General features: G+C 63.0%; 24 protein-coding genes. 17 read left to right on the top strand and 7 right to left on the bottom strand.

Annotated features, from left to right (window positions below; genetic code table 11):
- Positions 1 to 75: 75 nt before the first annotated feature.
- Together RBH26_RS11660 and RBH26_RS11665 are read left to right on the top strand one after the other, a co-directional pair.
- A complete protein-coding gene (locus RBH26_RS11660) occupies positions 76 to 1,719 on the top strand; it encodes a globin-coupled sensor protein (RefSeq protein ID WP_306758537.1) in 1,644 nt (547 codons plus the stop codon).
- Positions 1,720 to 1,828: 109 nt separating this feature from the next.
- Positions 1,829 to 2,950 carry a M20/M25/M40 family metallo-hydrolase gene (locus RBH26_RS11665; RefSeq protein WP_306758462.1) on the top strand — a complete coding sequence of 374 codons (1,122 nt, stop codon included), beginning with the start codon at positions 1,829 to 1,831 and terminating at the stop codon, positions 2,948 to 2,950.
- On the opposite strand, the gene RBH26_RS11670 is transcribed toward RBH26_RS11665, so the two are convergent.
- Positions 2,947 to 3,765, bottom strand: coding sequence for a helix-turn-helix domain-containing protein (locus tag RBH26_RS11670; RefSeq protein WP_306758463.1), 819 nt, complete (start codon positions 3,763 to 3,765; stop codon positions 2,947 to 2,949). The genes RBH26_RS11665 and RBH26_RS11670 overlap by 4 nt on opposite strands.
- 445 nt (positions 3,766 to 4,210) lie before the next feature.
- On the opposite strand from RBH26_RS11670, the gene RBH26_RS11675 reads away from it, so the two are divergent.
- Both RBH26_RS11675 and RBH26_RS11680 read left to right on the top strand, forming a co-directional pair.
- Complete coding sequence (locus tag RBH26_RS11675; protein ID WP_306758464.1) at positions 4,211 to 6,163, top strand: primary-amine oxidase; 1,953 nt, start codon at positions 4,211 to 4,213, stop codon at positions 6,161 to 6,163.
- Between the two features lie 280 nt (positions 6,164 to 6,443).
- Positions 6,444 to 7,250: a sulfite exporter TauE/SafE family protein gene (locus RBH26_RS11680; protein ID WP_306758465.1), complete on the top strand. Its 807-nt coding sequence runs from the start codon at positions 6,444 to 6,446 to the stop codon at positions 7,248 to 7,250.
- 171 nt (positions 7,251 to 7,421) lie between these two features.
- Here the strand turns inward: RBH26_RS11680 and RBH26_RS11685 are convergent, their stop codons facing one another.
- Positions 7,422 to 7,778 (bottom strand): hypothetical protein, encoded by a 357-nt coding sequence (locus RBH26_RS11685; protein ID WP_306758467.1) that lies wholly within the window; start codon positions 7,776 to 7,778, stop codon positions 7,422 to 7,424.
- 118 nt (positions 7,779 to 7,896) lie between these two features.
- Between RBH26_RS11685 and RBH26_RS11690 the strand changes: the two genes are divergently transcribed.
- The 3 genes from RBH26_RS11690 (at position 7,897) to RBH26_RS11700 (ending at position 11,031) form a co-directional block, all read left to right on the top strand.
- The gene (locus RBH26_RS11690; protein ID WP_306758469.1) at positions 7,897 to 9,423 is read left to right on the top strand and encodes a carboxypeptidase M32; all 1,527 of its coding nucleotides are present in this window, start codon (positions 7,897 to 7,899) and stop codon (positions 9,421 to 9,423) included.
- 66 nt (positions 9,424 to 9,489) lie between these two features.
- On the top strand, positions 9,490 to 10,233 hold the full coding sequence (locus RBH26_RS11695) for an SDR family oxidoreductase (protein WP_306758470.1): 744 nt from the start codon (positions 9,490 to 9,492) through the stop codon (positions 10,231 to 10,233).
- Between the two features lie 153 nt (positions 10,234 to 10,386).
- Positions 10,387 to 11,031, top strand: a complete 645-nt coding sequence (locus tag RBH26_RS11700) for a hypothetical protein (protein ID WP_306758471.1) — start codon at positions 10,387 to 10,389, stop codon at positions 11,029 to 11,031.
- A 386-nt stretch (positions 11,032 to 11,417) separates the two neighbouring features.
- Here RBH26_RS11700 and RBH26_RS11705 read toward each other — a convergent pair whose 3' ends face one another.
- Complete coding sequence (locus RBH26_RS11705) at positions 11,418 to 11,687, bottom strand: thioredoxin domain-containing protein (RefSeq protein ID WP_306758472.1); 270 nt, start codon at positions 11,685 to 11,687, stop codon at positions 11,418 to 11,420.
- Between the two features lie 127 nt (positions 11,688 to 11,814).
- On the opposite strand from RBH26_RS11705, the gene RBH26_RS11710 reads away from it, so the two are divergent.
- The 6 genes from RBH26_RS11710 (at position 11,815) to RBH26_RS11735 (ending at position 14,925) form a co-directional block, all read left to right on the top strand.
- The gene (locus RBH26_RS11710; RefSeq protein WP_306758473.1) at positions 11,815 to 11,976 is read left to right on the top strand and encodes a preprotein translocase subunit Sec61beta; all 162 of its coding nucleotides are present in this window, start codon (positions 11,815 to 11,817) and stop codon (positions 11,974 to 11,976) included.
- 141 nt (positions 11,977 to 12,117) lie between these two features.
- Complete coding sequence (pdxT, locus tag RBH26_RS11715) at positions 12,118 to 12,747, top strand: pyridoxal 5'-phosphate synthase glutaminase subunit PdxT (RefSeq protein ID WP_306758474.1); 630 nt, start codon at positions 12,118 to 12,120, stop codon at positions 12,745 to 12,747.
- Positions 12,748 to 12,839: 92 nt separating this feature from the next.
- Positions 12,840 to 13,682 carry a sensor domain-containing protein gene (locus RBH26_RS11720; protein WP_306758475.1) on the top strand — a complete coding sequence of 281 codons (843 nt, stop codon included), beginning with the start codon at positions 12,840 to 12,842 and terminating at the stop codon, positions 13,680 to 13,682.
- Positions 13,683 to 13,754: 72 nt separating this feature from the next.
- Positions 13,755 to 14,222, top strand: coding sequence for a bifunctional nuclease family protein (locus tag RBH26_RS11725; protein WP_306758476.1), 468 nt, complete (start codon positions 13,755 to 13,757; stop codon positions 14,220 to 14,222).
- Positions 14,223 to 14,507 carry a phosphoribosyl-ATP diphosphatase gene (gene hisE, locus RBH26_RS11730; protein ID WP_306758477.1) on the top strand — a complete coding sequence of 95 codons (285 nt, stop codon included), beginning with the start codon at positions 14,223 to 14,225 and terminating at the stop codon, positions 14,505 to 14,507.
- 70 nt (positions 14,508 to 14,577) lie between these two features.
- Positions 14,578 to 14,925, top strand: a complete 348-nt coding sequence (locus RBH26_RS11735; protein WP_306758479.1) for a four-helix bundle copper-binding protein — start codon at positions 14,578 to 14,580, stop codon at positions 14,923 to 14,925.
- Between the two features lie 206 nt (positions 14,926 to 15,131).
- Here the strand turns inward: RBH26_RS11735 and RBH26_RS11740 are convergent, their stop codons facing one another.
- Positions 15,132 to 15,551 (bottom strand): DUF5518 domain-containing protein, encoded by a 420-nt coding sequence (locus RBH26_RS11740; RefSeq protein WP_306758481.1) that lies wholly within the window; start codon positions 15,549 to 15,551, stop codon positions 15,132 to 15,134.
- Between the two features lie 82 nt (positions 15,552 to 15,633).
- On the opposite strand from RBH26_RS11740, the gene RBH26_RS11745 reads away from it, so the two are divergent.
- The gene (locus RBH26_RS11745; protein ID WP_306758482.1) at positions 15,634 to 16,635 is read left to right on the top strand and encodes an NOG1 family protein; all 1,002 of its coding nucleotides are present in this window, start codon (positions 15,634 to 15,636) and stop codon (positions 16,633 to 16,635) included.
- An 18-nt stretch (positions 16,636 to 16,653) separates the two neighbouring features.
- On the top strand, positions 16,654 to 16,989 hold the full coding sequence (locus RBH26_RS11750; RefSeq protein ID WP_306758484.1) for a hypothetical protein: 336 nt from the start codon (positions 16,654 to 16,656) through the stop codon (positions 16,987 to 16,989).
- Between the two features lie 79 nt (positions 16,990 to 17,068).
- Here the strand turns inward: RBH26_RS11750 and RBH26_RS11755 are convergent, their stop codons facing one another.
- A complete protein-coding gene (locus RBH26_RS11755; RefSeq protein WP_306758486.1) occupies positions 17,069 to 18,361 on the bottom strand; it encodes a TIGR00341 family protein in 1,293 nt (430 codons plus the stop codon).
- Between the two features lie 180 nt (positions 18,362 to 18,541).
- Here RBH26_RS11755 and RBH26_RS11760 point away from each other — a divergent pair, with 180 nt between their 5' ends.
- Positions 18,542 to 19,009 carry a hypothetical protein gene (locus RBH26_RS11760; protein ID WP_306758488.1) on the top strand — a complete coding sequence of 156 codons (468 nt, stop codon included), beginning with the start codon at positions 18,542 to 18,544 and terminating at the stop codon, positions 19,007 to 19,009.
- A gap of 28 nt (positions 19,010 to 19,037) precedes the next feature.
- Here RBH26_RS11760 and RBH26_RS11765 read toward each other — a convergent pair whose 3' ends face one another.
- Entirely contained in the window at positions 19,038 to 20,324 is a 1,287-nt protein-coding gene (locus RBH26_RS11765) for an amidohydrolase family protein (RefSeq protein WP_306758489.1), read from the bottom strand.
- 416 nt (positions 20,325 to 20,740) lie between these two features.
- Between RBH26_RS11765 and engB the strand changes: the two genes are divergently transcribed.
- A complete protein-coding gene (gene engB / locus RBH26_RS11770; RefSeq protein WP_306758490.1) occupies positions 20,741 to 21,358 on the top strand; it encodes a GTP-binding protein EngB in 618 nt (205 codons plus the stop codon).
- Between the two features lie 41 nt (positions 21,359 to 21,399).
- On the opposite strand, the gene RBH26_RS11775 is transcribed toward engB, so the two are convergent.
- Positions 21,400 to 21,903, bottom strand: a complete 504-nt coding sequence (locus RBH26_RS11775; protein WP_306758491.1) for a GNAT family N-acetyltransferase — start codon at positions 21,901 to 21,903, stop codon at positions 21,400 to 21,402.
- Between the last annotated feature and the right edge of the window lies 1 nt (position 21,904).

The following is a 21,904-nucleotide window of genomic DNA, read 5'->3' on the forward strand; positions in this document are numbered from 1 at the left end:
AGTTCACGTGACTGTCTTCTAAACTGATGGGAAAACACCTATCATCTTAACCCGGAAATCGAACACGTCCATATGATGAATCCAGAACAGACCTTCGGGAAGGGTGAACTCAACGATTTCTTCGATGCCGACCAGCTCGTCGACCGAATCGGCCTCGACGAAGAGGAGATCGCCTGGCGAAAGGACTTTATCGGGTTCGACGAAGACGACGAACGGCGACTCGCCGATCTCGAACCGCTGTTGCGTGACAACCAAAACGACATCGCAGAGGACTTCTACGACAACCTGATTCGGTCCCGGCAGACTCGGGAGGTAATCGGACGCTCTCCCAAAGACATCGAGGCGCTGAAACAGACCCAGCGTGCCTATCTAGTCTCGCTTGCGACCGGCCCCTACGATCAGCAGTTCTTCGAGAACCGGGCCCGGGTCGGCAAGCTCCACGAACTGCTCGACATGCCCCTGAAACACTACATCGGGCAGTACGGCGTCTACTACGATCTCCTTCTCGAGCGGTTGAACGAACGGATCCAACAGCAGGTCGTCGACGAGATCGAAGCGTGGGCGGCCGAACAGGACGAAAGCGGCGGTGGGCTCGGCGGACTCGCCGGTGCGCTCGGATTCGGCGGCAGCGACGACGGAGAAGACGGCCTCGAGGAGTCGTTCGAGGAGACCGTCAGGGAAGCGATCGACGACGGGATGAACGACGTTCTCTCGCTGTTGCGAATCATCAACTTAGACATGCAGATCGCGACCGAGACGTACGTCGACTCCTACGCCCAGGACCTCGAGGATTCGATCGAACGGCGCCAACGGCTCGCCCGCGAGGTCGACGAAGACGTCCAGGGACCGATCGAGGAGCTCCACCAGGCCAGCGAGGAGATCGCCACCCGCGCCGAGGCGATCAGCAACCACACCTCGAACCAGGCGACAGACACCAATCGGGCGGCGACCCAGCTGGGCGAGTTGAGCGCCGCGATCGAGGAGGTCGCCAGCGTGACCGACAACGTCTCCGAGGAAAGCGAACGGACCGAACAGCTCACCGCCGAAGGCGTCTCGGCGGCCAACGAGGCCCTCGAGGAACTCGAGCGTATCGAGTCGGCGACCGAAGCCGTCGCACAGTCCGCCGGCGACTTAGAGGACAGAACCGACGAGATCGACGAGGTCCTCGACCGACTCGACGACGTGGCCGACCGGACGACCGTGCTGGCGAAAAACGCGAAGATCGAAGCCTCCCGGTCGGACGGCGAGGACAGCGCACAGACGATGGGTGTCATTGCCGACGAAGTCGAGTCGTTCGCCGAACAGACGCGACGTGACCTCGAGGCGATCGAAGACGCCGTCCAGGGCGTCCGCGAGGAGGCCGTCGAGACGGTCGAAGCGACGGACGACACCGTCGATCGGCTCGACGACGGCGCCGATCGGATCCGGGCGGCGATGGACTCGCTCGAGGCGATCCACGACTCGGCCCAGACGACGGCGGCCCAGATGGAAGACGTGGCGGCGGCGACCGACCAGCAGGCGCGCAACGTCGAGACGGCGGCGGCGACCGTCGAGGACATCTCCGAGACCGCAGAGGAGGTCGCCACTGCCGCCGAGTCGGTCGCGGCGGCGAGCCAGGAGCAGACCGCCAGCCTCCAGGAGGTCGGCGAGACGGTGTCACGGCTGACCGACGAGGGAGCGGCCGGGGAGCAGACGCCGGTGTACGAGCAACTCGACTGATCGCATCTCTCGTTCGTACGGAACTTCCAGAGTCAGAGCCGGCAGAGAAACGGTGGCTGCCGTGGGTTCTATCGGCACAATCAACACCCAGCGTACCGATAACGCGACCATGGACGTCGCCGAACTGACCCGCGACCTCGTCTCGATTCCGAGCCACGACGACGAGACGGGCGCGGGCGACTACATCGAGGAGTGGCTGCGACGCGAAACCGACGCCGACGTCGTCCGGGACGAGGCCGGAAACGTGATCGCTCGCAGCGGCGACGAGGACGGGCCAACGATGGCGCTCGTCGGTCACCACGACGTCGTCGAACCGGCCGACTCTCAGATCGACTCGAGCGGCGAGTACGTCGTCGAACGGCGGAATGGACGCCTGTACGGCCGCGGAGCGGCGGACATGAAAGGCGCCGTCGCGGCCGCGATGTGTGCGTTTCGCGACGTCACGACCGGGGACGACGCGTCGGTCGAGGGCGAACTCGTCTTCGCGAGTTTCGTCGGTGAAGAGGTCGGCGGCGTCGGCGCACGCCACGCCATCGAACGAGGGTTTACTCCCGACTACGCCATCGTCGGGGAGGGATCGACGGGCTACTCGAGTCCGGGTGTCACGGACGTCGCCGTCGCCCACAAGGGTCGGCGCGGAAGCACGATCACCGCCGTCGGCACCGCGGCCCACGCAAGCGAGGTCGGGGCCGGCGAGAACGCGATCTACCGCGCGACCGACGCCGTCGACCGCGTTCGCAGACTCGAGGTCCCGACCGTCGAAGTGGCGGGCGACCGCCTCGAGGGCAGCCTCACGGTCACCGAAATCGAGGGTGGGACGGCGATGAACGTCGTCCCCGACCGCTGTGAGCTGACCGTCGACGAGCGGACCGTCCCGGGACAGCGGGCCGATCTCGAGCGTGTCGAGTCGATCGAGGGCGTCGAGTGGACCGTCGATCAGGATCTGCCGCCGATGCAGTGTCACGACGACGCGTTCGCGGAGGCGGTACTCGAGGCAGCCGACCGCGCACAGTCGGGGACGCCGGAACTGGTAACGAAACCCCACGCGACCGACGCAGGGTGGCTCTCCGACGCCGGAACCGAGTGTGTGATCTACGGTGCCGCAGAGCCCGGCGAAGCACACACCGAAGACGAGAGCGTCTCGCTCGAGGTGCTGCGACGCTGTCGTGAGACCTACCGGCTGGCGGCGTCGTCGTGGCTCGCGGCGTCGCCGACGTCCGAGAAATCCTAAACGGCGTCGTCTCCCGCCCGAACGGGGCCGGCCGGTCGACGATCCGTCTCTCGGCCGTTGGTCCAGAGTAGATCGAACAGCTGGGCCTGTGTCCGGTACAAGGTGTCGCTCGTGGTGGAGATTGCAGCGTAGCCGTCGGCGTCGCTGACGGGGAACGCGACTAACACGTGCGTGCTGTCGTAGAGATAGATCCGCCCCTCGATGGTCTCGACGCGTCGAATGTCCATGATCTCCGCAGCGCGCTCGTAGACGGCGGGCGAGATCGACTCGTCCTCGGAGACGATCGCCTGAATCGTCGTTCCGGCGTCGGCTTTCCGAGCCAGTTCCTCGGCGTGGTGGTTGAGGATCCGCTCGAAGCTGATCGGCGTCGTGATCATCCGGATCTCCGAGGTCGTCGAACTCGTCAGTTCGGACAGCTTCTCGAGGATGCGGTGACGGTTGGAGTAGGTCCAACAGACGTCCGACTGGCCGGGAGGGCGCGTTTCGGTATCAACTGTCTCGGCGAGCTGTTCGCCGAGGCGCTGGATCTCCGCCAGCCGCTCGTCGTACTGGCGCTGTTTGTACTGCTTGAACCGATCGATCGCGGTGTCGGGTTCGACGGGCCCGAACTTCTTCGGTCGGCCGGACTGGACGTCGACGAACCCTTTCTGTGAGAGCTCGTCGAGCGCGTCGTAAACACGTGGCTGTGGAACGTCAGCACCGTCGGAAACTTCCTGTGCGGTCGATACACCCTGCCGAAGGAGACACGCGTACGACTGCGCCTCGTACTCGGACAACCCGATCTCCTTGAGATACATTACCACCCGTCGCTCCATACCCATACGGCATCGACGACCGAGTTAAGAGTTCGTCATGTATTCACACACCGGGCCCAGAAATGCATTCTCAGTATCTTTCGAATTAAATATATCAACTCGAGAAGTCCGAGAAAGAGAGTTCGAACGGAGTTATCGTGTCGTTCGTGCGGCGACGGTTCATCACCACACAACGATCTTGTGCGTCCGAGAGCGGGGAACTCGTAGCCGACACCCGTGGCTCGAGTCCCGTCTGGTGGCCGTGACACGGCCTAATACTGCCGGACAGCAGTCAGTAACACGTCGGTCACGAACTCGCGGCTGTCACCCGCTGGGACGGCCGCAGTAGCGCAGGAATGCCAGGTTACTACTGGTGAGTTGTTACCAAACACCAATACAAAACCCGACAGAAAGACGCGTATCGGTCCGATCCACGACGAGCACCGCGATCGGGCCAGCACAACCTATGAGCAAACAACGAGAATCCGTAACCGTCGATCATCCGCTCGATCCGCTCACTGCCGACGAAATCGAAACCGCAGCCGCTACCGTCGAGTCGGAAACTGATCTCGAGGACGAGATACAGTTCCACAACATCGTCCTCAACGAACCGCCGAAGGAGTTGGTCAAGGCGTTCGAACCCGGTGACGCGTTCGAACGGGAGGCGTCGGTCGTCGCCAGGGCCGACGAGGAGACCTACGAGGGGACCGTCTCACTATCCGACGAGACGCTCCTCGAGTGGGAGCACCTGCCCGACGCCCAGCCCGCGGTGATGCCCGAAGAGATCGAGGCGGCTCGAGAGGTCGTCAAGAACGACCCCGAGTGGCGGGAGGCGGCGGCGAAACGCGGCGTCGAGAACTTCGATCTCGTCATGGTCGACCCCTGGTCGGCCAGCGGATTCGAACCGGAAGAACACGAGGGGAAACGGCTCTGTAGAGCGATCTCGTGGATTCGAACGAGCGAGAGCGACAACGGTCGGGCACGGCCGATCGAGGGGCTGTTCGCGTTCGTCGACCTAGACGAGATGGAGGTCGTCGACATCGAGGACAACGGCGTCCCGGATCCGGAGAATCCGCTGCCGCCGGAGGACGCCGACTACCGGGCCGACAGGGTCGAAACCCGCGACGACTTCGAACACCTAGACGTCGTCCAGCCCGACGGCCCAAGCTGGGAAGTCGACGGCCACAACGTCGAGTGGCTCGACTGGGAGTTCCGTGTCGGCTGGACCGCCCGCGAGGGGCTCGTCTTCCACGATATCACGTTCGACGACGGCGACGAGTCCCGGTCGGTCCTCCATCGCGCGTCGGCCTGTGAGATGGCCGTTCCCTACGGCGACCCGGACCCCAACCACTCCTGGAAGAACGCCTTCGACATCGGCGAGTATCACGTCGGCCGGATGGCCAACAGGCTCACCGAGGGGTGTGACTGTCTTGGCGTCATGAAGTACTTCGACGTCGAGATGAACACCATCGAGGGCGAGTCCGAGACCCTAGAGAGTGCGATCTGCATGCACGAGGAGGACGACGGCGTCCTCTGGAAACACACCGAAGAACGGAAACCACACACCGAGGTCCGACGGCGACGTCGGCTCGTCGTCTCCTTTATCGCGACGGTGTACAACTACGACTACGGCTTCTACTGGTACTTCTACCCCGACGGGAGTATCGAAGCCGAGGTCCGACTGACCGGCATCGACTCGAACGGCGTCGTGCCGGCCGAGGAGACCGCCGAGGACACGTACGGCCAGTACGCCATCGTCGCGCCACAGGTGAAAGCCCCCATCCACCAGCACTTCTTCAACTTCCGGCTGGACTTCGACATCGACGACGGCCCGATGCGGGCCTACGAGGTCCACAACGAGCCGACGGGCAGCGAACGCAACCGAAAGAACGGGTTCCGAGCCAAGGAGACGTTACTCGAGCGCGAAAACGAGGCCCGCCAGGATATCGATCCCCTCCGCGGTCGATACTGGCGGATCGCCAACAGCGAGACCGAAAACTCCTACGGACGCAGCTGTGGCTACAAGCTCGAGCCCCACACGAACGTCTCGGCACCGATGAAGCCGACCTCGAGTTACAAAGAGCGGTCGGGATTCATCCAGAACAACTTCTGGGTGACGCCACACGACGACGACGAACGGTTCGCCGCCGGCGATTATCCGAACCTGAACGACGACACGACCGGCCTGCCCGAGTGGACGGAACAGGACCGATCGCTCGTCGACGAGGATCTCGTCGTCTGGTACACGCAGGGGGTCAACCACGTCCCTCGAGCCGAGGACTGGCCCGTGTTGCCGGTCGAGATCGCGAACTTCGAGTTGAAACCCGAAGGATTCCTCGACGGCAACCCCTCGATCGATCTGCCGCCCGAGCCGTGTCACACGGAGTACGACATTACGAGTCCCAGCGACGACGACTGATACGGGTTACTGTAAGTCAATTCCGGAACACCCACGACCCGTCTTTCGGGCTCCGGTAATTCGGTACGGCAGACCGGATGACCACACCGGTCCCGAGAGCGACTGACCGGGACGGCGGCTCGGTCGCTTCTCGGCGTCGCGTCCGACAGGAACCGGCCACCGCCGAGCGGACGACTCTCGAGCGGTACCGAACCACGATGTTCGTGTTGCAAACGTTCACGTCCGATATGAAACCACGTCAACGCCGGTCAGACCCGAACCGATCACCGGAGGGAGTCGAATGATCGAGCTCGGCGTCCTGACCCGCGTCGATCTCCTGTTGTTCTTCGCGATCGGTGTCCTCGGTGGCGTCCACTGTATCGGAATGTGTGGGCCGATCGTGACGATGTACGACGGAGCACACTCGAGCGGCCAGTCGACAACCGGCGTGTCGACCGAGTCGCTGTACTACCACGGACTGTTCAATCTCGGCCGGACGGCGAGCTACACGCTTCTCGGAGCCCTCTTCGGGACGATCGGCGGACTGGTGTATCTGACGATGGAGTCACTGTTGGCCGTTGCGAATCCGATCCGTGGAACGGTTGGCGTCGCACTCGGGCTCGTCATCATCGCCCACGGTGTCGCCACCTTGATCGGACGGCACACGTTCGATCTCCACCGACTCCCGATTCCGAACGTCGGTCTCAAACACACACTACAGGGGGCGGCGAATCGGGTGCGACGAATCGCCGACGGGCCGGGAATCGTCGGGCTCGGTCTGGCACACGGGCTGGTCCCGTGTCCGATGCTGTATGCCGCGTTCGTCTACGCCTTCGCCGTCGGCTCGCCTGTCCTCGGCGCCGCGTCGCTGGCCGCGCTCGGTCTCGGGACGTTTCCCGCCGTGTTCCTCTACGGAATCACCCTCAACTCGCTTGGATCGCGCCACGCGAGTCGGCTTCACCGCGTTCTCGGCGTCGCGTTCGTCGTCCTGGGCTACGTCCTCCTCGCACACGGCCTGATGGCCGTGGGGATCCATCTCCCCCATCCGGACCTCCCACACTACCTCCCGCCGGAGCTCTCCGACGCCGGCCATCACTCCCACGAGTAACGCGACGCCCGGGTGGTTCGGCCGTCAGAAACCAGTTGTCCCGGCCGACGGGACCGCTGTTCATACTACCGGACAACAGTCAATACACACCCGGTCGCGTCTCGACGCCTGTCGCGGAACACGACAGCGTCTCGAGTGCGATCGGTGTGTGCATCGTTTTGTCCGGAAGTATCAGGCGCCGGGGACGCCGGCGGCTTCGAAGCCGGTGACCCCGACGGCGGCCAGGGCGTAGAGTACGATCAGGACCGTCACCCAGGCGACGAGCCCGATCATCGCGGCGGCGGTCCAGTCGCCGGGATACCGGAAGTTGATGACCGCGATGTACGCCAGCAAGGCCAGCAACGGTCCAAGCAGCGGAATCCAGCCCACGAAGAAGCCGACGGCGGCCCAGACGATCGCCCCGATTAGCGCAGTGACGATCGCGTGATCGTAATCGCCGGCACCGACGATGATGCGAGCACCGACGTAGATGCCCAGTGCACCGATCAGTAGGCTCACGAAGAACACGACGGCTGATGCAAGGACCATAGGTACCAGTACACACGTCAGCGCGACCGAACACGTCACTGCTTGCAGATTCCACACCACGTTCGTCGGTCCACCGGAACCCCGACGTTGATACGATCACCGCACGTAGGAACGGTCGATGGCGACCGATCAGGCCCAGGAGGCGGCTGACACCGAGACCTACGAGCAGTTCGAGGAACGCGTCAAACGGATCGCGAACGTCTCGAACGCGTCGGGCGTGCTCCAGTGGGATCAGGAAGTAGTGATGCCCGACGAGGGAACGCCCGCCCGCGCACAGCAGCTCTCGACGCTGTCCTCGATTAGCCACGAACTGTTGACCGCCGACGAGACCGGCGAACTGCTCGAGGCACTCGAGTCGAGCGAACTGGACGACGAGCAGGCCGCGGTCGTCCGCGAAGTCCGGCGGCGCTACGACCGCGAAACCAGCGTTCCGGGCGAGCTCGTCGCGGAGATTTCCGAGACGACCGCCAACGCCCACCCCGTCTGGAAGCGGGCCAAAGAGAACGACGACTTCGAAACGTTCGCGCCCGTCCTCGAGGACCTCGTGGAGCTGAAACGGGAGTACGCCGAGCACATCGACCCCGACGCCGACCCTTACGACGTGCTGTTTGCCGATTACGAACCCTACATCGATCTGGAGACGGCCGAACGGGTCCTCGAGCGACTGCGTGACGAGCTCGTGGCGTTGATCGAGGCGATCGACGATGGTGCCGACCTCGAGACCGACGCCTTCGCCGGCGAGTTCGACGACGACGGCCAGGAGGCACTTGCCCGTGACGTCCTCGACTCGCTGGGCTACGACTGGGATCGTGGTCGACTCGACACCGCACCCCACCCCTTCTCCTCGGGGACGCAGTTCGACGCCCGCGTGACGACCCGCTTCGAGGAGGACGATCTGCTGGGCTCGATCACCTCGACGATCCACGAGTTCGGCCACGCCAACTACACGCTTGGGCTCCCCGACGACGGCTACGGCACCCCTCTCGGTGAAGCGCGTGATCTATCGGTCCACGAATCCCAGTCCCGCCTCTGGGAGAACCACGTCGGTCGCTCGCGCCCCTTCTGGGAGCAGTTCCTGCCGATCGCCCGCGATCGGTTCCCCGCTCTCGAAGACGTCACCCCCGAGGAGGCCTACGAGGCTGCAAACCAGGTCTACGACGACAACCTCATTCGGACCGAAGCGGACGAACTCACCTACCACCTCCACATCGTCATCCGCTTCGAGATCGAACGCGACCTGATTCGTGGCGACCTCGAGGTCTCGGACGTGCCCGAGGTCTGGAACGACAAGTACGAGGAGTACCTTGGCGTCCGTCCCGAAACCGACGCCGAGGGCTGTCTCCAGGACATCCACTGGTCGCACGGCTCCTTTGGGTACTTCCCGACGTACTCGCTTGGCTCCGTGCTCGCGGCCCAGCTGTACGCGGCCGCCGAGGACGAGCTGGGCGACCTCGAGGACGATATCCGCAACGGCGACTTCGACGAGCTCAACGGCTGGCTTCGGGAGAACGTCCACCAGCACGGAAAGCGGTACACGACCCAGGAGCTGATCGAACGCGCGACCGGCGAGGAGCTGACGGCGGCGTACTTCCTCGAGTACGTCGACGAGAAGTACGGCGAACTGTACGGACTCGAGGAGTACTGATACGGACCGCCGTACGCGCACTCGAAAACCACGTTCTTTAGGCAGCTGTCGTCGTCAGAGCCGACTATGGCAACGACGTCACTCGAGTCGAAGACGGCGATCGTGACGGGTGCGAGTTCGGGCATCGGCGCAGCGACCTGCCGTGAGTTCGCAGCTGAAGGTGCAGACGTCGTCCTCGCGGCCCGAAGCGAGGACCGGCTGACGGAGCTGGCCGACGAACTCGAGACCGACCACGGCGTCGAGACGCTGGTCGTCCCGACGAACGTCCGCGAGGAGGACGACGTCGACGCGTTGATCGAAGCAACGGTCGAGACCTTCGGCGGTATCGACGTACTGGTGAACAACGCCGGCCTCTCGCGGGGCAGCGAGATCGAGACGATGTCGACCGACGAGTACGAGACGATGCAAGAGACCAACGTCGACGGCCTCTTCTATGCGACACGAGCGGCGATCCCCCACGTCCGTGAGACCGACGGTCACCTGATCTTCGTCGGCAGTTTCGCCGGCCAGTATCCGCGGTCGTTCAACCCCATTTACGCGGCGACGAAGTGGTGGACCCGCGGCTTCGCAAAGAGCGTCGCGGCACAGGTCGGCGACGACGGCGTCGGCGTCACGGTCGTCAATCCCGCCGAGGTGCGCACGGAGTTCGAGGCGACCGACGGGAAAACCTTCGAAGAGCACTTCGAGGAGGGCAAAGCCAGCGAACCCAACGAGGTCGCCGAGGCCATCGCCTTCGCCGCGAGCCAGGCACACTCGAGCATCAGCGAGATCGACATCAATCGCCGCGACAAGTTCGCCGATCGGTTCTGATACTGCCGGACAGCAGTCAGTATGAAACGGCCCGCCGGAGTTTCCGGTACGTTGGGTTGCTCGCGGTCGCACCAAAACTGACGGTAGTCTTTGAAAAGGGAGGTAGCACGTGCCGGCTGTAGACTCACCCGTCACGGACCCCTTGGCTCGCGTATGCGTCTCTCGATACCTGGCCTCCCTGGCGTCTACTACGACACCGATTCAGGGACGACGGCCATCGGCGTTGCCACGACGGCCATCGGTCGCAAAGCGCCCAAACCGAAGGGGTACGCCATCCAGCTGTTGCCCTATCTCTGGTCGTTCGACGTCGACCTCCACGAGGTCCCAAACGACCATCCGATTCAGTATCTGCATCCGGAGGGCGCACAGAGCCTGGGTGAGCTCTCACCCGAACAAAACGTACGCCGGGCCGGAACCGAACTCGAGTCGGTTCTCCGGTTCGTCTGGTCGATCAACCAGGAGGTCGAGTCGACGACGAATCAGTTGCTCGGCCGCAGTCAGAGCGACGACGGCGTCGTTATCGAGATCGAAGCGGGAACGGTCAGCGTCGACGGCGAGCAACTCGCGACCGACGAGTTCGACTTCGAGGAGCCGTCTCCGGATCCGGCCGAGCGGGCCGACACCGAGATCGAAATCGACGACGGGACCGACGTCATCGACGAGACGGAATCCGACAGTGAAGTCGACGCCGACGACGTGTTCGGCGCTACCGAGGAGACACCAGTCGACGACGAGTTCGATTCCGACGAGGAGTTCGGCGTCGACGACACGGACGATATCGACCCGGACGAGACCTAACCTCAGACCGTAAGTGTTTACCCCCAGAAACCGGGGAGGGAAACGGGTTCAAAATCACCACGGTATCACTAGGTTCAGTGAAATCGGGCTACGTCTGTCGGTTCGCTCAATTCTCTTGCCTCGCTCTGACTTATAAATGCTATATTGGGTGCGATTTTCAGCAGTCTTAGCCCCTCAGGCGGCAACTCTATGGGGCTAAACACGTACCTCAGACCCAAGAGAGCCGTCGCTCATACTGTCGGACAGCACGATTCACCGGGCGGTCACACGACTGCGGCCGTCGCCGACAGTGACAGCCGCGAATTCGCGACCGACGGCGCACTGACTGCTGTCCGGCAGTTTCACCACTGATCTCGGTCGTCGAAAAGGGAGTTCGCAGACGTGCGTTAGGCGCCGGCGGACTCGAGGGCGTCTTCGAGGTCGTCGCGCTGGGTAACACCGACGAAGCGCTCGACGATTCCGTCCTCGTTCTCGACAACGAGCGTCGGAAGCGAGCGTACCTGGTACTCGTTGGCGACGTCCTGTTGTTCGTCAACGTTGATCTTCTCGACCTCGAATCGGCCCTCCCAGTCCTCCTCGAGTTCCTCGAGGATCGGGTCCTGGGTCTTACAGGGGCCACACCAGTCCGCGTAGAAATCCTTCAGTGTGACAGTCATCGGTTCATCGCTAGTTCCGACGCGGCGCGCATAAGGGTTTCCCACCGCTTGGAGATTGCCGCAAACCGTGACACGTCCGCGACCGGAGGGACGAAAGATTTAGTTCCGTCGACTCATAGTACCGTGTATGGACCGAGGACAGAATTCAGGTGGGCTGATGTCCAGTGCCGGACTCGTCCGGTACTTCGACGCAGAGGACTCGAACGCGATCCAGATCGATCCGAAGACGGTCATCGCGACCGGCGTGATGATCGGGATTCTGGTACAGCTCCTGACGTTCGCCGCGTAAGCGACGCTCCCACCTCCTCGTCGACGATCCGCTCGAGAGCGACGCGTTCGCCGCGATTCGAGCGAGACTCGAGATTCGCCTCGCCGTTGAAGACTGACCGGGGGCACGAGCTTTTTGATCCCCCTCTGCTTACCCGCGGGCATGTCGCTGACCGCTGGCGTCGTCGCCGTCCAGGGCGACGTCGAAGAACACGCAGCCGCTATCGAGCGGGCCGCACAGGCTCACAACTACGACGTCACCGTCCACGAGATCCGCGAGTCGGGGCTCGTCCCCGACTGTGACCTGCTGGCGATGCCCGGTGGTGAGTCGACGACGATCTCCCGACTGATCCACAGCGACGGAATCGCCCCTGAAATTCGTGACCACGTCGACGCCGGCAAGCCGCTACTTGCGACCTGTGCTGGCCTGATCGTCGCCTCGAGCGATCCGAACGACGACCGCGTCGACGAACTCGGCCTCCTCGACGTCGCCGTCGAGCGCAACGCCTTCGGCCGCCAGCGAGACAGCTTCGAGGCCCCGCTCGCGGTCGACGGACTCGCAGACGACGAGCCGTATCCAGCGGTGTTCATCCGCGCGCCGGCGATCGACGACGTCGAGAGCGGTGACGCCGAGGTGCTTGCCGCCTGGGACGACCGCCCGGTCGCCGTACGGCAGGGTCCCGTCGTCGGCACGGCCTTTCACCCCGAACTGACCCCCGACAGCCGGATTCACGGCCTAGCTTTCTTCGAAAACGAAGCCGCGGACGTACCTACACTTGAGGGAGCTAAGTAGCGTTCCACGGGGAGCACGATCGATCCGAACCGAGCGCGACGGCTCTATCCGACAGAATATATTTACTACTCCAATGACAATTCCTGAATGACATGCCCTCCTCAGAACCTCCATCGGGGACCGACGACTTCGCCGCCCGTGATATCGTCGGTGTCGTCGCCGACTGGCAGACGTACAAGAACCTCCTGTATCTGTTCCTGGCGTTCCTGCTTGGCTTCCTGTACATGATGGTCGTCACCTTCGGACTCGCGTTCGGGGCGATACTCTCGGTCTTTCTGATCGGAATCGGGATCCTGGTCGTGACCGTCGCTCTCTGTCGTGTGCTGGCCCGATTCGAGCGCTGGCTCGCGAACGCGTTGCTGGCGGTCGACCTCGAGCCCGCGGCCGACGTCGACACGTCGGCGACGGGTGTGTGGGCGAAAAGCAAGGCGTATCTCGACGCGGCGTCCACCTGGCGAGGAACCGGCTTTCTCCTGCTCAAGTTCTGGATCGGAATCGTCGGACTCATCCTCGTCGCCCTGTTCGTCAGTTCGCTCTCGGTACTGACCGCGCCGCTTCGGTACCCCCTCGAGGTGGAGTTCGTCACGATCAACGACGAGCCGATCGCGTGGACGATCGACTCGCTACCGGAGGCGATCCTCGCCGTACCGATCGGACTGGTCGTTGCGATCGTCCTCTTACACATCGTCAACGCGTTCGCGTACGTCTGTGGCCGGATCGCAGAGGCTTTGCTCGGGGAGACGGCGACGAGCGCGGGGTCGAAGTCGACGACGACCTCGAGTGAGTCACCGGGGACGGGAACGGAGCTACCGGTGGATTCGTGGACGACTACGGACTCAGAAGGGACGACGGAGTCGAAAGCGGAGGCAGTGACGGAGCCGATGTCGGACGACGACTCGTCGACCGATCCGACCGACGACGATCGCCAGTGGTAATACTGCTGGATATGTCTCGTGCATGCATTCGCGACCGGACCTGTTTTCTCCCTTGCACGCAAGACATAGGATATGCAGGCTTCTATCGATGCGGTTCGCGTCGCGGGGACGCCACAGGGACCGGTGCCGGTGGTGGTCCTCAGCGTCGACGACGAGACCGACGTCGTCCCGATCTTCATCGGATTCGACGAGGCGACGAGCATCGCTCGCGGCCTCGAGGCTGAGGACATCGGCCGACCGCTGACACACGACCTCCTGCTCGACGTGATGGAGGAACTGGGCGGCCGGATCGACCGCGTCGTGATCAGCGAGATCAAACGCCGCGACGACGGCCAGGGCGGGACGTATATCGCCGATCTCCACGTTCAGACGCCCCGCGGCGAAACCGTCATCGACGCCCGGCCAAGCGACTCGCTTGCGCTTGCTGCCCGGACCAACGCACCCATCGAGGTCACCAAGGACGTCTTCGAAGACGGCCGCGACGAGAGCGAAAAGTTCGAGCAACTCGAGGATATTCGCAACGTATCGGGTGACATTTAGATGGAAGACACGCTCGAAGAGTTGTTCGCCGTCATCGAAGACCGAAAGGAAACGCTGCCCGAGGACTCCTATACCGCCTCGCTGTTCACCCACGAGAAAGGCGAGAACGCGGTGTTAGAGAAACTCGGCGAGGAGACGACCGAGCTCGTGCTCGCGGCCAAAGACGACGACCACGACGAGGTCGCCTACGAGGCCGCCGATATCGTCTACCACCTACTCGTTTTGCTCTCGATGAAGGAGATGAGCCTCGAGGACCTCGAGGCCGAACTCGAGGCGCGCCGATAGCGGTCGGGGTCAGCGCCGCTTGCAGACGCCCGTCATAGCTTGATGGACGTCTCACGCGTTCGTCCGTGTGATGGCAGTTCAACGAATCGAGCACGCGGACGACCACATGCAGGAGTGTATCGACAACTGTCTCGAGGCCGCCCAGGTTTGTGAGTGGTGTGCCGACGCCTGTGCGGAGGAGGGCGAGGGGATGGCCCGCTGTATTCGCCTCTGTCGGGACGTTGCGGACATCGCGTCGCTACACGCCCGCTGGATGGCGCGGGACTCGAGCTATCACGAGGAACTCGGCGAACTCTGTGCAGACATCTGCGAGGCGTGTGCCGAGGAGTGTGCCCAACACGATCACGATCACTGTCAAGCCTGTGCAGAGATCCTGCCCGACTGCGTCGAAAGCTGTCGAGAGATGGCATCGACCTGATACGGTCTCCTGTCGTCACTGCCCGCCGATCGCCGAGCGGCGCGCGCTCGAGGCGATTCGGGACGCGCAGTGATACGGGTTACTGTACGTCATTGCCGGCGTAACCGCGACCCGGGCGGCGGTTACGCCGGGAAATCGGTACAGCAATCCGTATGAGACACCGCTATCCGTCTAAAATCGTGCAGTCGTGACCGTCGGAGTCGGGCTCACTGATACGGTCTCCGATCGGGTCGTCGACCACGGTCGCGGTCGGGGTCGGGGTTGAGCAGTCCGCCGAGTGCGCCCGCGAGCGCGCTTTCGATGGCCATCACGAACGCGACGAGCACCACTGCAGCGAAGATACCGAGGCCGGCCACTCCCGTAAGTATGCCGCCGGCGGGGCCGGCCGCCCAGCCGGCGATCGCGACGATAACGGCGATCAGCAGCCCGGCGATGAGCCCGCCGAGCGCGCCAGCGAGCAGTCCGTGCCAGAACCCACGCAGGAGACCGCCGCCGGCGAGATAGCCGGCGGCAAAGCCGCCGATCAGCCCCGCGGCGAGCTGTCCAAGCCCCGGCACGGCGATGCCGAACAGCCCGATAACGGTCGCGATGAGAAAGCCGATAACGACGGCACGCCAGTTTGTCATAGCTACATAACGGTCACGCGAAAGGATAAACCCGCGGCTCGTAACGAACGACCTTTTAGGACCCCATCCCGTAGCTATCGGTATGATTTTCGAAGACCTTCCGACGACGCCCACGTCGGAAGAGCTGATCGACAAGGCGTTTTCGCGGGCGGCACGGGCTGGCAAGGCGAAAGGCGGCCTCGAGGCCCAGCAGTCGATGCTCCAGACGGCGGCGAACATCATCTCGGACAACCTAGAGAACGTCGTCACGGCGTGGCCGGACTTCGAGTACGAGGACGACGTCCATCCCTTCTACTACGAGCTGGCAGACGCCATCGTCGACGTCGACAAGCTTCGACAGAGCCTCTCTGAGGTGATGTGGGCCAGCCGCAAGGCTCGCGAGATTCACGAGGAGTACCAGCCCCGACTCAGAAAGACCGACGTCGATACCGCACGCAAGCACCGGAAACAGGCTTTCGCCCGCCTCGCGGACATCGTCGAGCAGGTCGACGACCACCTGCTGTACATCAACGAAGCGCGCAACGACCTGCGGGACCTGCCCGATATCAATCCCGACGAGCCGACGATCGTCGTCGCCGGCTACCCTAACGTCGGCAAGTCCTCGTTCGTCAACGACGTCACCAGCGCCCGCGGCGAGACCGCTTCCTACCCCTTCACGACGAAGGGGATCGGCGTCGGCCACTTCGAACACGAGCACATCCGCTACCAGCTGGTCGACACCCCCGGGCTGCTCGACCGGCCGGCCGACGAGCGCAACGAGATCGAAAACCAGGCTGTCAGCGCCATCGAACACCTCGCGGACTGTATGCTCGTGATGGTCGATCCCAGCGGCGAGTGTGGCTACCCCCTCGAGTCCCAACTCGAGTTGCGGGACTCGATCGCCGCCCAGTTCGAAACCGTTCCGGTACTCACCATCGCGAACAAAGCCGACCGTAAAGAGGTGTGGAACGAGGACCTGCTCGAGGAGCTCGCGGCCGACTACACTATGAGCGTCGAGACCGGTGAGGACGTCGAGACGGTGCTCGAGGCGGCGATCGAAGCCGTCGATTACGAGCCCGAACTGCCGTTCGAAGCGGACCGGTAACACGCGAGTACCACGGCGATGAGAGGCCCGGGAATCCTCTGGATGCTCCAGACCGCAGCCGGCATGTCGATGGCCGGTCCGCTGTTCTACCTCGCCGGCAGCTACCTGCTCACGGGGCAGTACGTCGGCGGCGTCGCGTTTCTCGGATTCGGGCTACTCGTGCTTTATTTCCCGACGTTCCTCGTCAACCGTTTCGGCGCGCGGCTCAGACGGATCGGCGGCCCGCGAACGTGGATCCGTCGTCGGATCGGCCGCGAAGAGAGTCCCGACAGTACTCGTGACACGAGCGACGACGACAACGACGAGGACGCCACCGACGATCGATCGTCCCTCCGTGGCCGATTCGGCCGGTAACAACTGACAGTGGACGATCTCCTCGAGACGAAATCCCGGCGGGTCCCCGACCGATTCGGGTCGTGCGGACAGCCGTCCGTCAGCGCTCGACGAGGCCGACGTATCTGATCTCGACGGTAACCGGTTCGTCGGCGTGTTGACTGATCCGCTCGTTCAATCGATCGGCCAGTTCGGGTGAGGCCTCGTCGGTCGGTCCGCCGACGGTGACGACCACGCGCTCGGGACTCACGAACGGGTAGTCGTCGTCCATGATAACCTCGAACTCGAGGAGCTGGTACTCCGCGAACTCCTCCTCGGAGAGAACCATCTCGGCCTCGTTCTGCGCGTTCTGCTCGAACGTCGAGGCGACGTAGGAGGTGTAGGAGATCGCTCCGAGGAAGACGGCGAAGACGAGGACGATCGCAGCGAGTCCGAAAACCCGTCGGCGGACGCGCTGTTCGGTCTCGCCGAGCGAGAAGAGATTCTCCGGGCGGTAGCCGACGTACCACAGCGTCAACAGCCCCGCGAGATTGACCGAGAGGACGTTGACCAACACGAGCGCCGTCGAACCGATCGCCGCCGACGGCTGTCCCCAGGCGATGGCGATCCCTGCGGCCGCGGCGGGCGGGATCAATGCCGCGGCGATCATGACGCCGACGAGGGCCACGGCGGTCCCCGTCGCGATGCTGATAATTCCCGCGACGCCGGCGCCGAGCGCGATCGCAAGCGAGAGCAGATCCGGCGCGAGTCGCTCGGAAATCTCGTCGACCGCGAGGAGATCGAGCCCCGGTGGAACGATATTGGTCATCCTGACCAGCCAGGCGAAGACTGCCGCCGCTGCGATCGCGAGGACGATTCCTACGATCTGGTACCAAAGACTCTCCCTGAACAGCTCCTCGTCGTCGATCACCGAACCGACGCTCAGTCCGAGCGCCGGACCGATCAGCGGCGCGATCACCATCGAACCGACGACGACGGCCGGCGAGTCGAGGAAGAGCCCCGCCGTCGCGACGACGGCGCTGATGATCGTCATGATCGCATAGACCGAAAACGTCGGCGTCAGCGACTCGGCCTCGCTCTGGAGTTCCTGTCTCGAGATCCGGTCGGTCGCGACGTCGCCGTTCTCGTACTCGTCTCGTAACGCCTCGAATCGACGGGAGACGACCGTCTCCGCGTCGACGACGACCGTGTAGGCGTCCTCGTCGACGCCCGCGTCCTGCAGTTCGTCGAGGACGGGTTCGACTGCCGGCGACGGCAACGGGAAGTAGACGACCGCCGTGTAATCTCGGTCGCCGCTCTCGTCGGTCACGACGTAGTCGATCTTCCGCTCCTCGAGCGTCTCGATGATCGTCTGTCGCTTACCCGTCGGGACTGTCAACTGAACGAGCCGCACACGTCCCGGTGAGTACCCCCGGGAGCATAACTTGCGGGCATACCTCGCCAGTGGCGGTCGGAGAGGCGACGGCTATCGGAGTACGGCCCGCATCCGACCGCCTGTCGGTTCATACTGAACAGTATCACCGTTGGCAACTGGACGGTAGCTTCTTTGAGCGAGTTGTGGTATCTGGCCACGATGTCTCGTTCCGGTCCCTGGTTCGGTGCGTTCCTGCTCGTCCTCGTCGGCGCCTTTTTCGCCACGTTCGGACGTGCCATCCTCGCCGATCCGGTCTTCCTCGTGCTCTGTGCGGGGCTGGCGATGGCCGGCGTCCTGTCGATCGCCAGTGGCTTCGGTGACGTCTCGATCGGCTCCGTAACCCTCTCACAGCAGTTCCTCCTCGGCGCTTCGCACGTGACGATCGCGGCCGTCGTCGCGGTACTCGGCATCCGAACCGCCGTCACCACCGGAACGGGGAGTTCGCGGCTCGTCGCGGTCGGATTAGTAGTCGGCAGCGCCGTGCTCGCGTGGCTCGGCACCCAGACCGCACGGGACGGTCGGTACGTCGATCACGATCGATCCCCCTCTCGGCGCCAGCTCGTCGGCGTCGTCGTCCTCGCAGTCGCGTCGCTGGGAGTGGGGGCGCTTCTCGCATCGATTGTCTGACGTCTGAATTACGAAGGCGAGACAGTAACTATTCAAGCACTATACGTTTGACGTCCTGCGCGGTCGCCCGTCTCACGACGCCACCGACGGGATCTTCGACCTCTTTGAGTTCCTTTGACGTGCCGATAACCGTCATTCGCGCTCGTTTTCCTTCTTCGATCGAACCGACGTCGTCGGCCTGCTTGATCAGCTTCGCACCGTTTATTGTGGCCATCTGTAACACTTCTGTGGGCGTGAAATCGAACAGCTTGCTTGTGAACTCCATCTCGCGGAGCATCGAGGCGGAGTTCAACATCACATTGTCCGTTCCGATCGCGACCGTCGTAGCCTCGTGAAGTTCCTCGAGCGGTGGGAGACGATCTCGGATGACGAGATTCGATCGTGGTAGCGAAACAAGACCGATATCGTTGTCCGCCATGACGTCGTAGTCTTTCGGCCGCGCATGGACCATATGGGAGGTGTAGTCCGGGTTCAACGCGAGACTGTCGTCGATGTCCTCTGCACTCGGCTCACCGGAGTGGAGAGCGAACACCTTCCCCAGTTCTGCACAGATCTCTCGCGCCCGTTCGTCGGTCTCGTCGTACGGATAGTAGGAGTTGTAGCCATCGGCCTTCTCGATTTCCTCCTCGAGATCGTCGTCCTCGTCCAGATAGTGGCCCGTCAGGAGCGTCGTCGCGTCGACGTCACTCTCGTCGTCGAGCAGTTCGAGGTCCTCGACACCCTGAACTCCCTCCTCTTTGAAATCGGCGAACGCGCCCGTGCCCGTGGTCTTCATAAACTCCATCGTTCGGCTCATCGACTCGAGTTTCTCCTTACGGCTCGCTGACTCGAGGATTTCGCCTTTCAGATCCGGTTCGATAAACAGCTCTTCCCACGAGTAGTTCTGCGCGCGTTCGCTGTCTTTCGCTACGGAGTCCGTGATATGTGTATGAGGATTGACGAACGCGGGAACGATGATCTCGTCCGAGTTGACCCCTTCCTCAGTAATGCGTTCGATTCGACCGTCGGCAACTTCGACCGTTCCTTCGATGACCTGCATCTCTTCGCCAACGACTATCGTTCCCTGAAGGGTCGTCGGGGTGTCGTCGTCCACCGCATCGCTTCCGCTCGTGTCGTCCCGTTCGTTACTTTGTCCAGCCGAGTCGCCATCACCTCCACCGACGAACTCCGCACACCCGGCGATCAGCGTCGACGCTGCGACTCCGCTCGTGGCAAGAAACGACCGACGACTGCTGGTACTCGAGAGAAACGAACGCCGATCGAGTCGCTCTTCCGGTGCGTAGACTGCTTCGGCCCGACGTTTGACTTCCGGCATCGCTGACTGATCACGAGGACGACAACAACTACATGTCCTGTCGTGAGATGTCACGTTAACACCCCCGAACAGTAATGAACGTTCATCGAGTGAATCTGGTCTATAGGCCCTAACCAAGAAACGAAATCCGAATATTGTTTTCGAATCATCAACCAACCATCCCGAATGAGTGATTGTAACGCTTTGCCACAAGGAGTATGGAGGATATTAACACACTCTGGATTATAGAAAGACTGTAATCACGGTATATTTTTCTACGCATGATACTTTGCTGGAATACAAAGTGCACAGGTAGGCAGAATGGTGTCGAGACGATTCTTCTCACACCGCAGCATCCACGGCGGATCGCCGACCCACCGAGTGGACAGCACCTCGCGTCACGTAGTTTATAACCCGTCTCGAACCTATCCAGACGTATGTTCGATACGCGTCCCGACCGCGAGGCCGAAGTCGCCCTCGTCGGCCGCTCCAACGTCGGCAAGTCGACACTCATGCGTGAACTGACCGGCCATACGTTCGATACCGGCGGGAAACCCGGCGTCACGCGCCAGCCCAACCACTACGACTGGGCGCCCGAGGACTTCGTCATCACCGACCTCCCCGGCTTCGGGTTCATGAGCGGCGTCGACGAGGAGTATCGCGAGGAGATCAAGACGAACATCGTCCACTATCTCGAGGAGTACGCGGACAACATCCTCGTCGCCGTGCTCGTCGTCGACGGCAAAAGCGTCATCGACATCATCGATCGCCACTCTGGGCCCGACGAGATCCCCTACGACGTCGAGATGTTTCACTTCCTGCAGGATCTGGACGTCCCCACAGTGGTCGCCGTCAACAAGATGGACAAAGTCGACGACAAAGACGAGCGACTGAACGAACTCTGTGACCGGCTCGGACTCTACCCACCCTGGAAGCAGTGGCAGGAGACGATCGCCCCGATCACCGCCAAGAAGGGCCGCATCGAGCCGCTGAACGACGCTATCCGGACGCATCTCCACGAGCAAAACCGAGACGACCTGTTCAAATTCTTCTAGGGCCGAAAAGCGGGGCGACAGCGATTCGTCGTGGATCGCGGTCAGTCCAGTTGTTTTCGCATCCGAAGCGCCTCGAGTGACACGCCGTCGGTCATCTCGAGGGCGACCGTCTCGACGCCCTCGTAGCCCTGGCGCTCGTAGAACCCGATCGCGTTCTTCGAGGCCGTCAGTCCGAGCGTCTCGAGCCCTGCATCGCGGGCGATCGACTCGAGGGTCTCGAGGATCGTCCGACCGATCCCCTCACGGACGTGCTCCGGGTGGACGTAGACGGCCCCGATCGTCCCGACCGACGGGTCGTCGGCGTCGTTCGGCTCGAGATCGAGTAGCCCGAAGCCGACGAGACCGTCGTCCCCGCGTTCGGCGACGATCATTCGGGCGTCGGCTTCCTCGAGCGGATACCGTTCCGGATCGACGTTCGAACGCCACGCCCGGACCTGCCGATCGTCGTAGGCCTCGGGACCGAGTTCACGGATCGACGCCGCGTGGACGTCGGCGATCGTCGCGGCGTCGGTCGCTCTCGCCTCGCGGAGCCGAACTCGAGACACC

Source organism: Natronolimnohabitans sp. A-GB9 (assembly GCF_030848565.1).
GTDB lineage: Archaea > Halobacteriota > Halobacteria > Halobacteriales > Natrialbaceae > Natronolimnohabitans.

What these genes read in the sequence shown, in the direction of transcription:
- RBH26_RS11705 (WP_306758472.1), bottom strand. Translation starts at nt 11,687, where the DNA reads ATGACTGTCACACTGAAGGATTTCTACGCGGACTGGTGTGGCCCCTGT.
- RBH26_RS11710 (WP_306758473.1), top strand. Translation starts at nt 11,815, where the DNA reads ATGGACCGAGGACAGAATTCAGGTGGGCTGATGTCCAGTGCCGGACTC.
- RBH26_RS11670 (WP_306758463.1), bottom strand. Translation starts at nt 3,765, where the DNA reads ATGGAGCGACGGGTGGTAATGTATCTCAAGGAGATCGGGTTGTCCGAG.
- RBH26_RS11725 (WP_306758476.1), top strand. Translation starts at nt 13,755, where the DNA reads ATGCAGGCTTCTATCGATGCGGTTCGCGTCGCGGGGACGCCACAGGGA.
- engB (WP_306758490.1), top strand. Translation starts at nt 20,741, where the DNA reads ATGTTCGATACGCGTCCCGACCGCGAGGCCGAAGTCGCCCTCGTCGGC.
- RBH26_RS11720 (WP_306758475.1), top strand. Translation starts at nt 12,840, where the DNA reads ATGCCCTCCTCAGAACCTCCATCGGGGACCGACGACTTCGCCGCCCGT.
- RBH26_RS11735 (WP_306758479.1), top strand. Translation starts at nt 14,578, where the DNA reads ATGGCAGTTCAACGAATCGAGCACGCGGACGACCACATGCAGGAGTGT.
- RBH26_RS11660 (WP_306758537.1), top strand. Translation starts at nt 76, where the DNA reads ATGAATCCAGAACAGACCTTCGGGAAGGGTGAACTCAACGATTTCTTC.
- RBH26_RS11745 (WP_306758482.1), top strand. Translation starts at nt 15,634, where the DNA reads ATGATTTTCGAAGACCTTCCGACGACGCCCACGTCGGAAGAGCTGATC.
- RBH26_RS11675 (WP_306758464.1), top strand. Translation starts at nt 4,211, where the DNA reads ATGAGCAAACAACGAGAATCCGTAACCGTCGATCATCCGCTCGATCCG.
- RBH26_RS11685 (WP_306758467.1), bottom strand. Translation starts at nt 7,778, where the DNA reads ATGGTCCTTGCATCAGCCGTCGTGTTCTTCGTGAGCCTACTGATCGGT.
- RBH26_RS11760 (WP_306758488.1), top strand. Translation starts at nt 18,542, where the DNA reads ATGTCTCGTTCCGGTCCCTGGTTCGGTGCGTTCCTGCTCGTCCTCGTC.
- pdxT (WP_306758474.1), top strand. Translation starts at nt 12,118, where the DNA reads ATGTCGCTGACCGCTGGCGTCGTCGCCGTCCAGGGCGACGTCGAAGAA.
- RBH26_RS11740 (WP_306758481.1), bottom strand. Translation starts at nt 15,551, where the DNA reads ATGACAAACTGGCGTGCCGTCGTTATCGGCTTTCTCATCGCGACCGTT.
- RBH26_RS11750 (WP_306758484.1), top strand. Translation starts at nt 16,654, where the DNA reads ATGAGAGGCCCGGGAATCCTCTGGATGCTCCAGACCGCAGCCGGCATG.
- RBH26_RS11665 (WP_306758462.1), top strand. Translation starts at nt 1,829, where the DNA reads ATGGACGTCGCCGAACTGACCCGCGACCTCGTCTCGATTCCGAGCCAC.
- RBH26_RS11690 (WP_306758469.1), top strand. Translation starts at nt 7,897, where the DNA reads ATGGCGACCGATCAGGCCCAGGAGGCGGCTGACACCGAGACCTACGAG.
- RBH26_RS11700 (WP_306758471.1), top strand. Translation starts at nt 10,387, where the DNA reads ATGCGTCTCTCGATACCTGGCCTCCCTGGCGTCTACTACGACACCGAT.
- hisE (WP_306758477.1), top strand. Translation starts at nt 14,223, where the DNA reads ATGGAAGACACGCTCGAAGAGTTGTTCGCCGTCATCGAAGACCGAAAG.
- RBH26_RS11765 (WP_306758489.1), bottom strand. Translation starts at nt 20,324, where the DNA reads ATGCCGGAAGTCAAACGTCGGGCCGAAGCAGTCTACGCACCGGAAGAG.
- RBH26_RS11695 (WP_306758470.1), top strand. Translation starts at nt 9,490, where the DNA reads ATGGCAACGACGTCACTCGAGTCGAAGACGGCGATCGTGACGGGTGCG.
- RBH26_RS11680 (WP_306758465.1), top strand. Translation starts at nt 6,444, where the DNA reads ATGATCGAGCTCGGCGTCCTGACCCGCGTCGATCTCCTGTTGTTCTTC.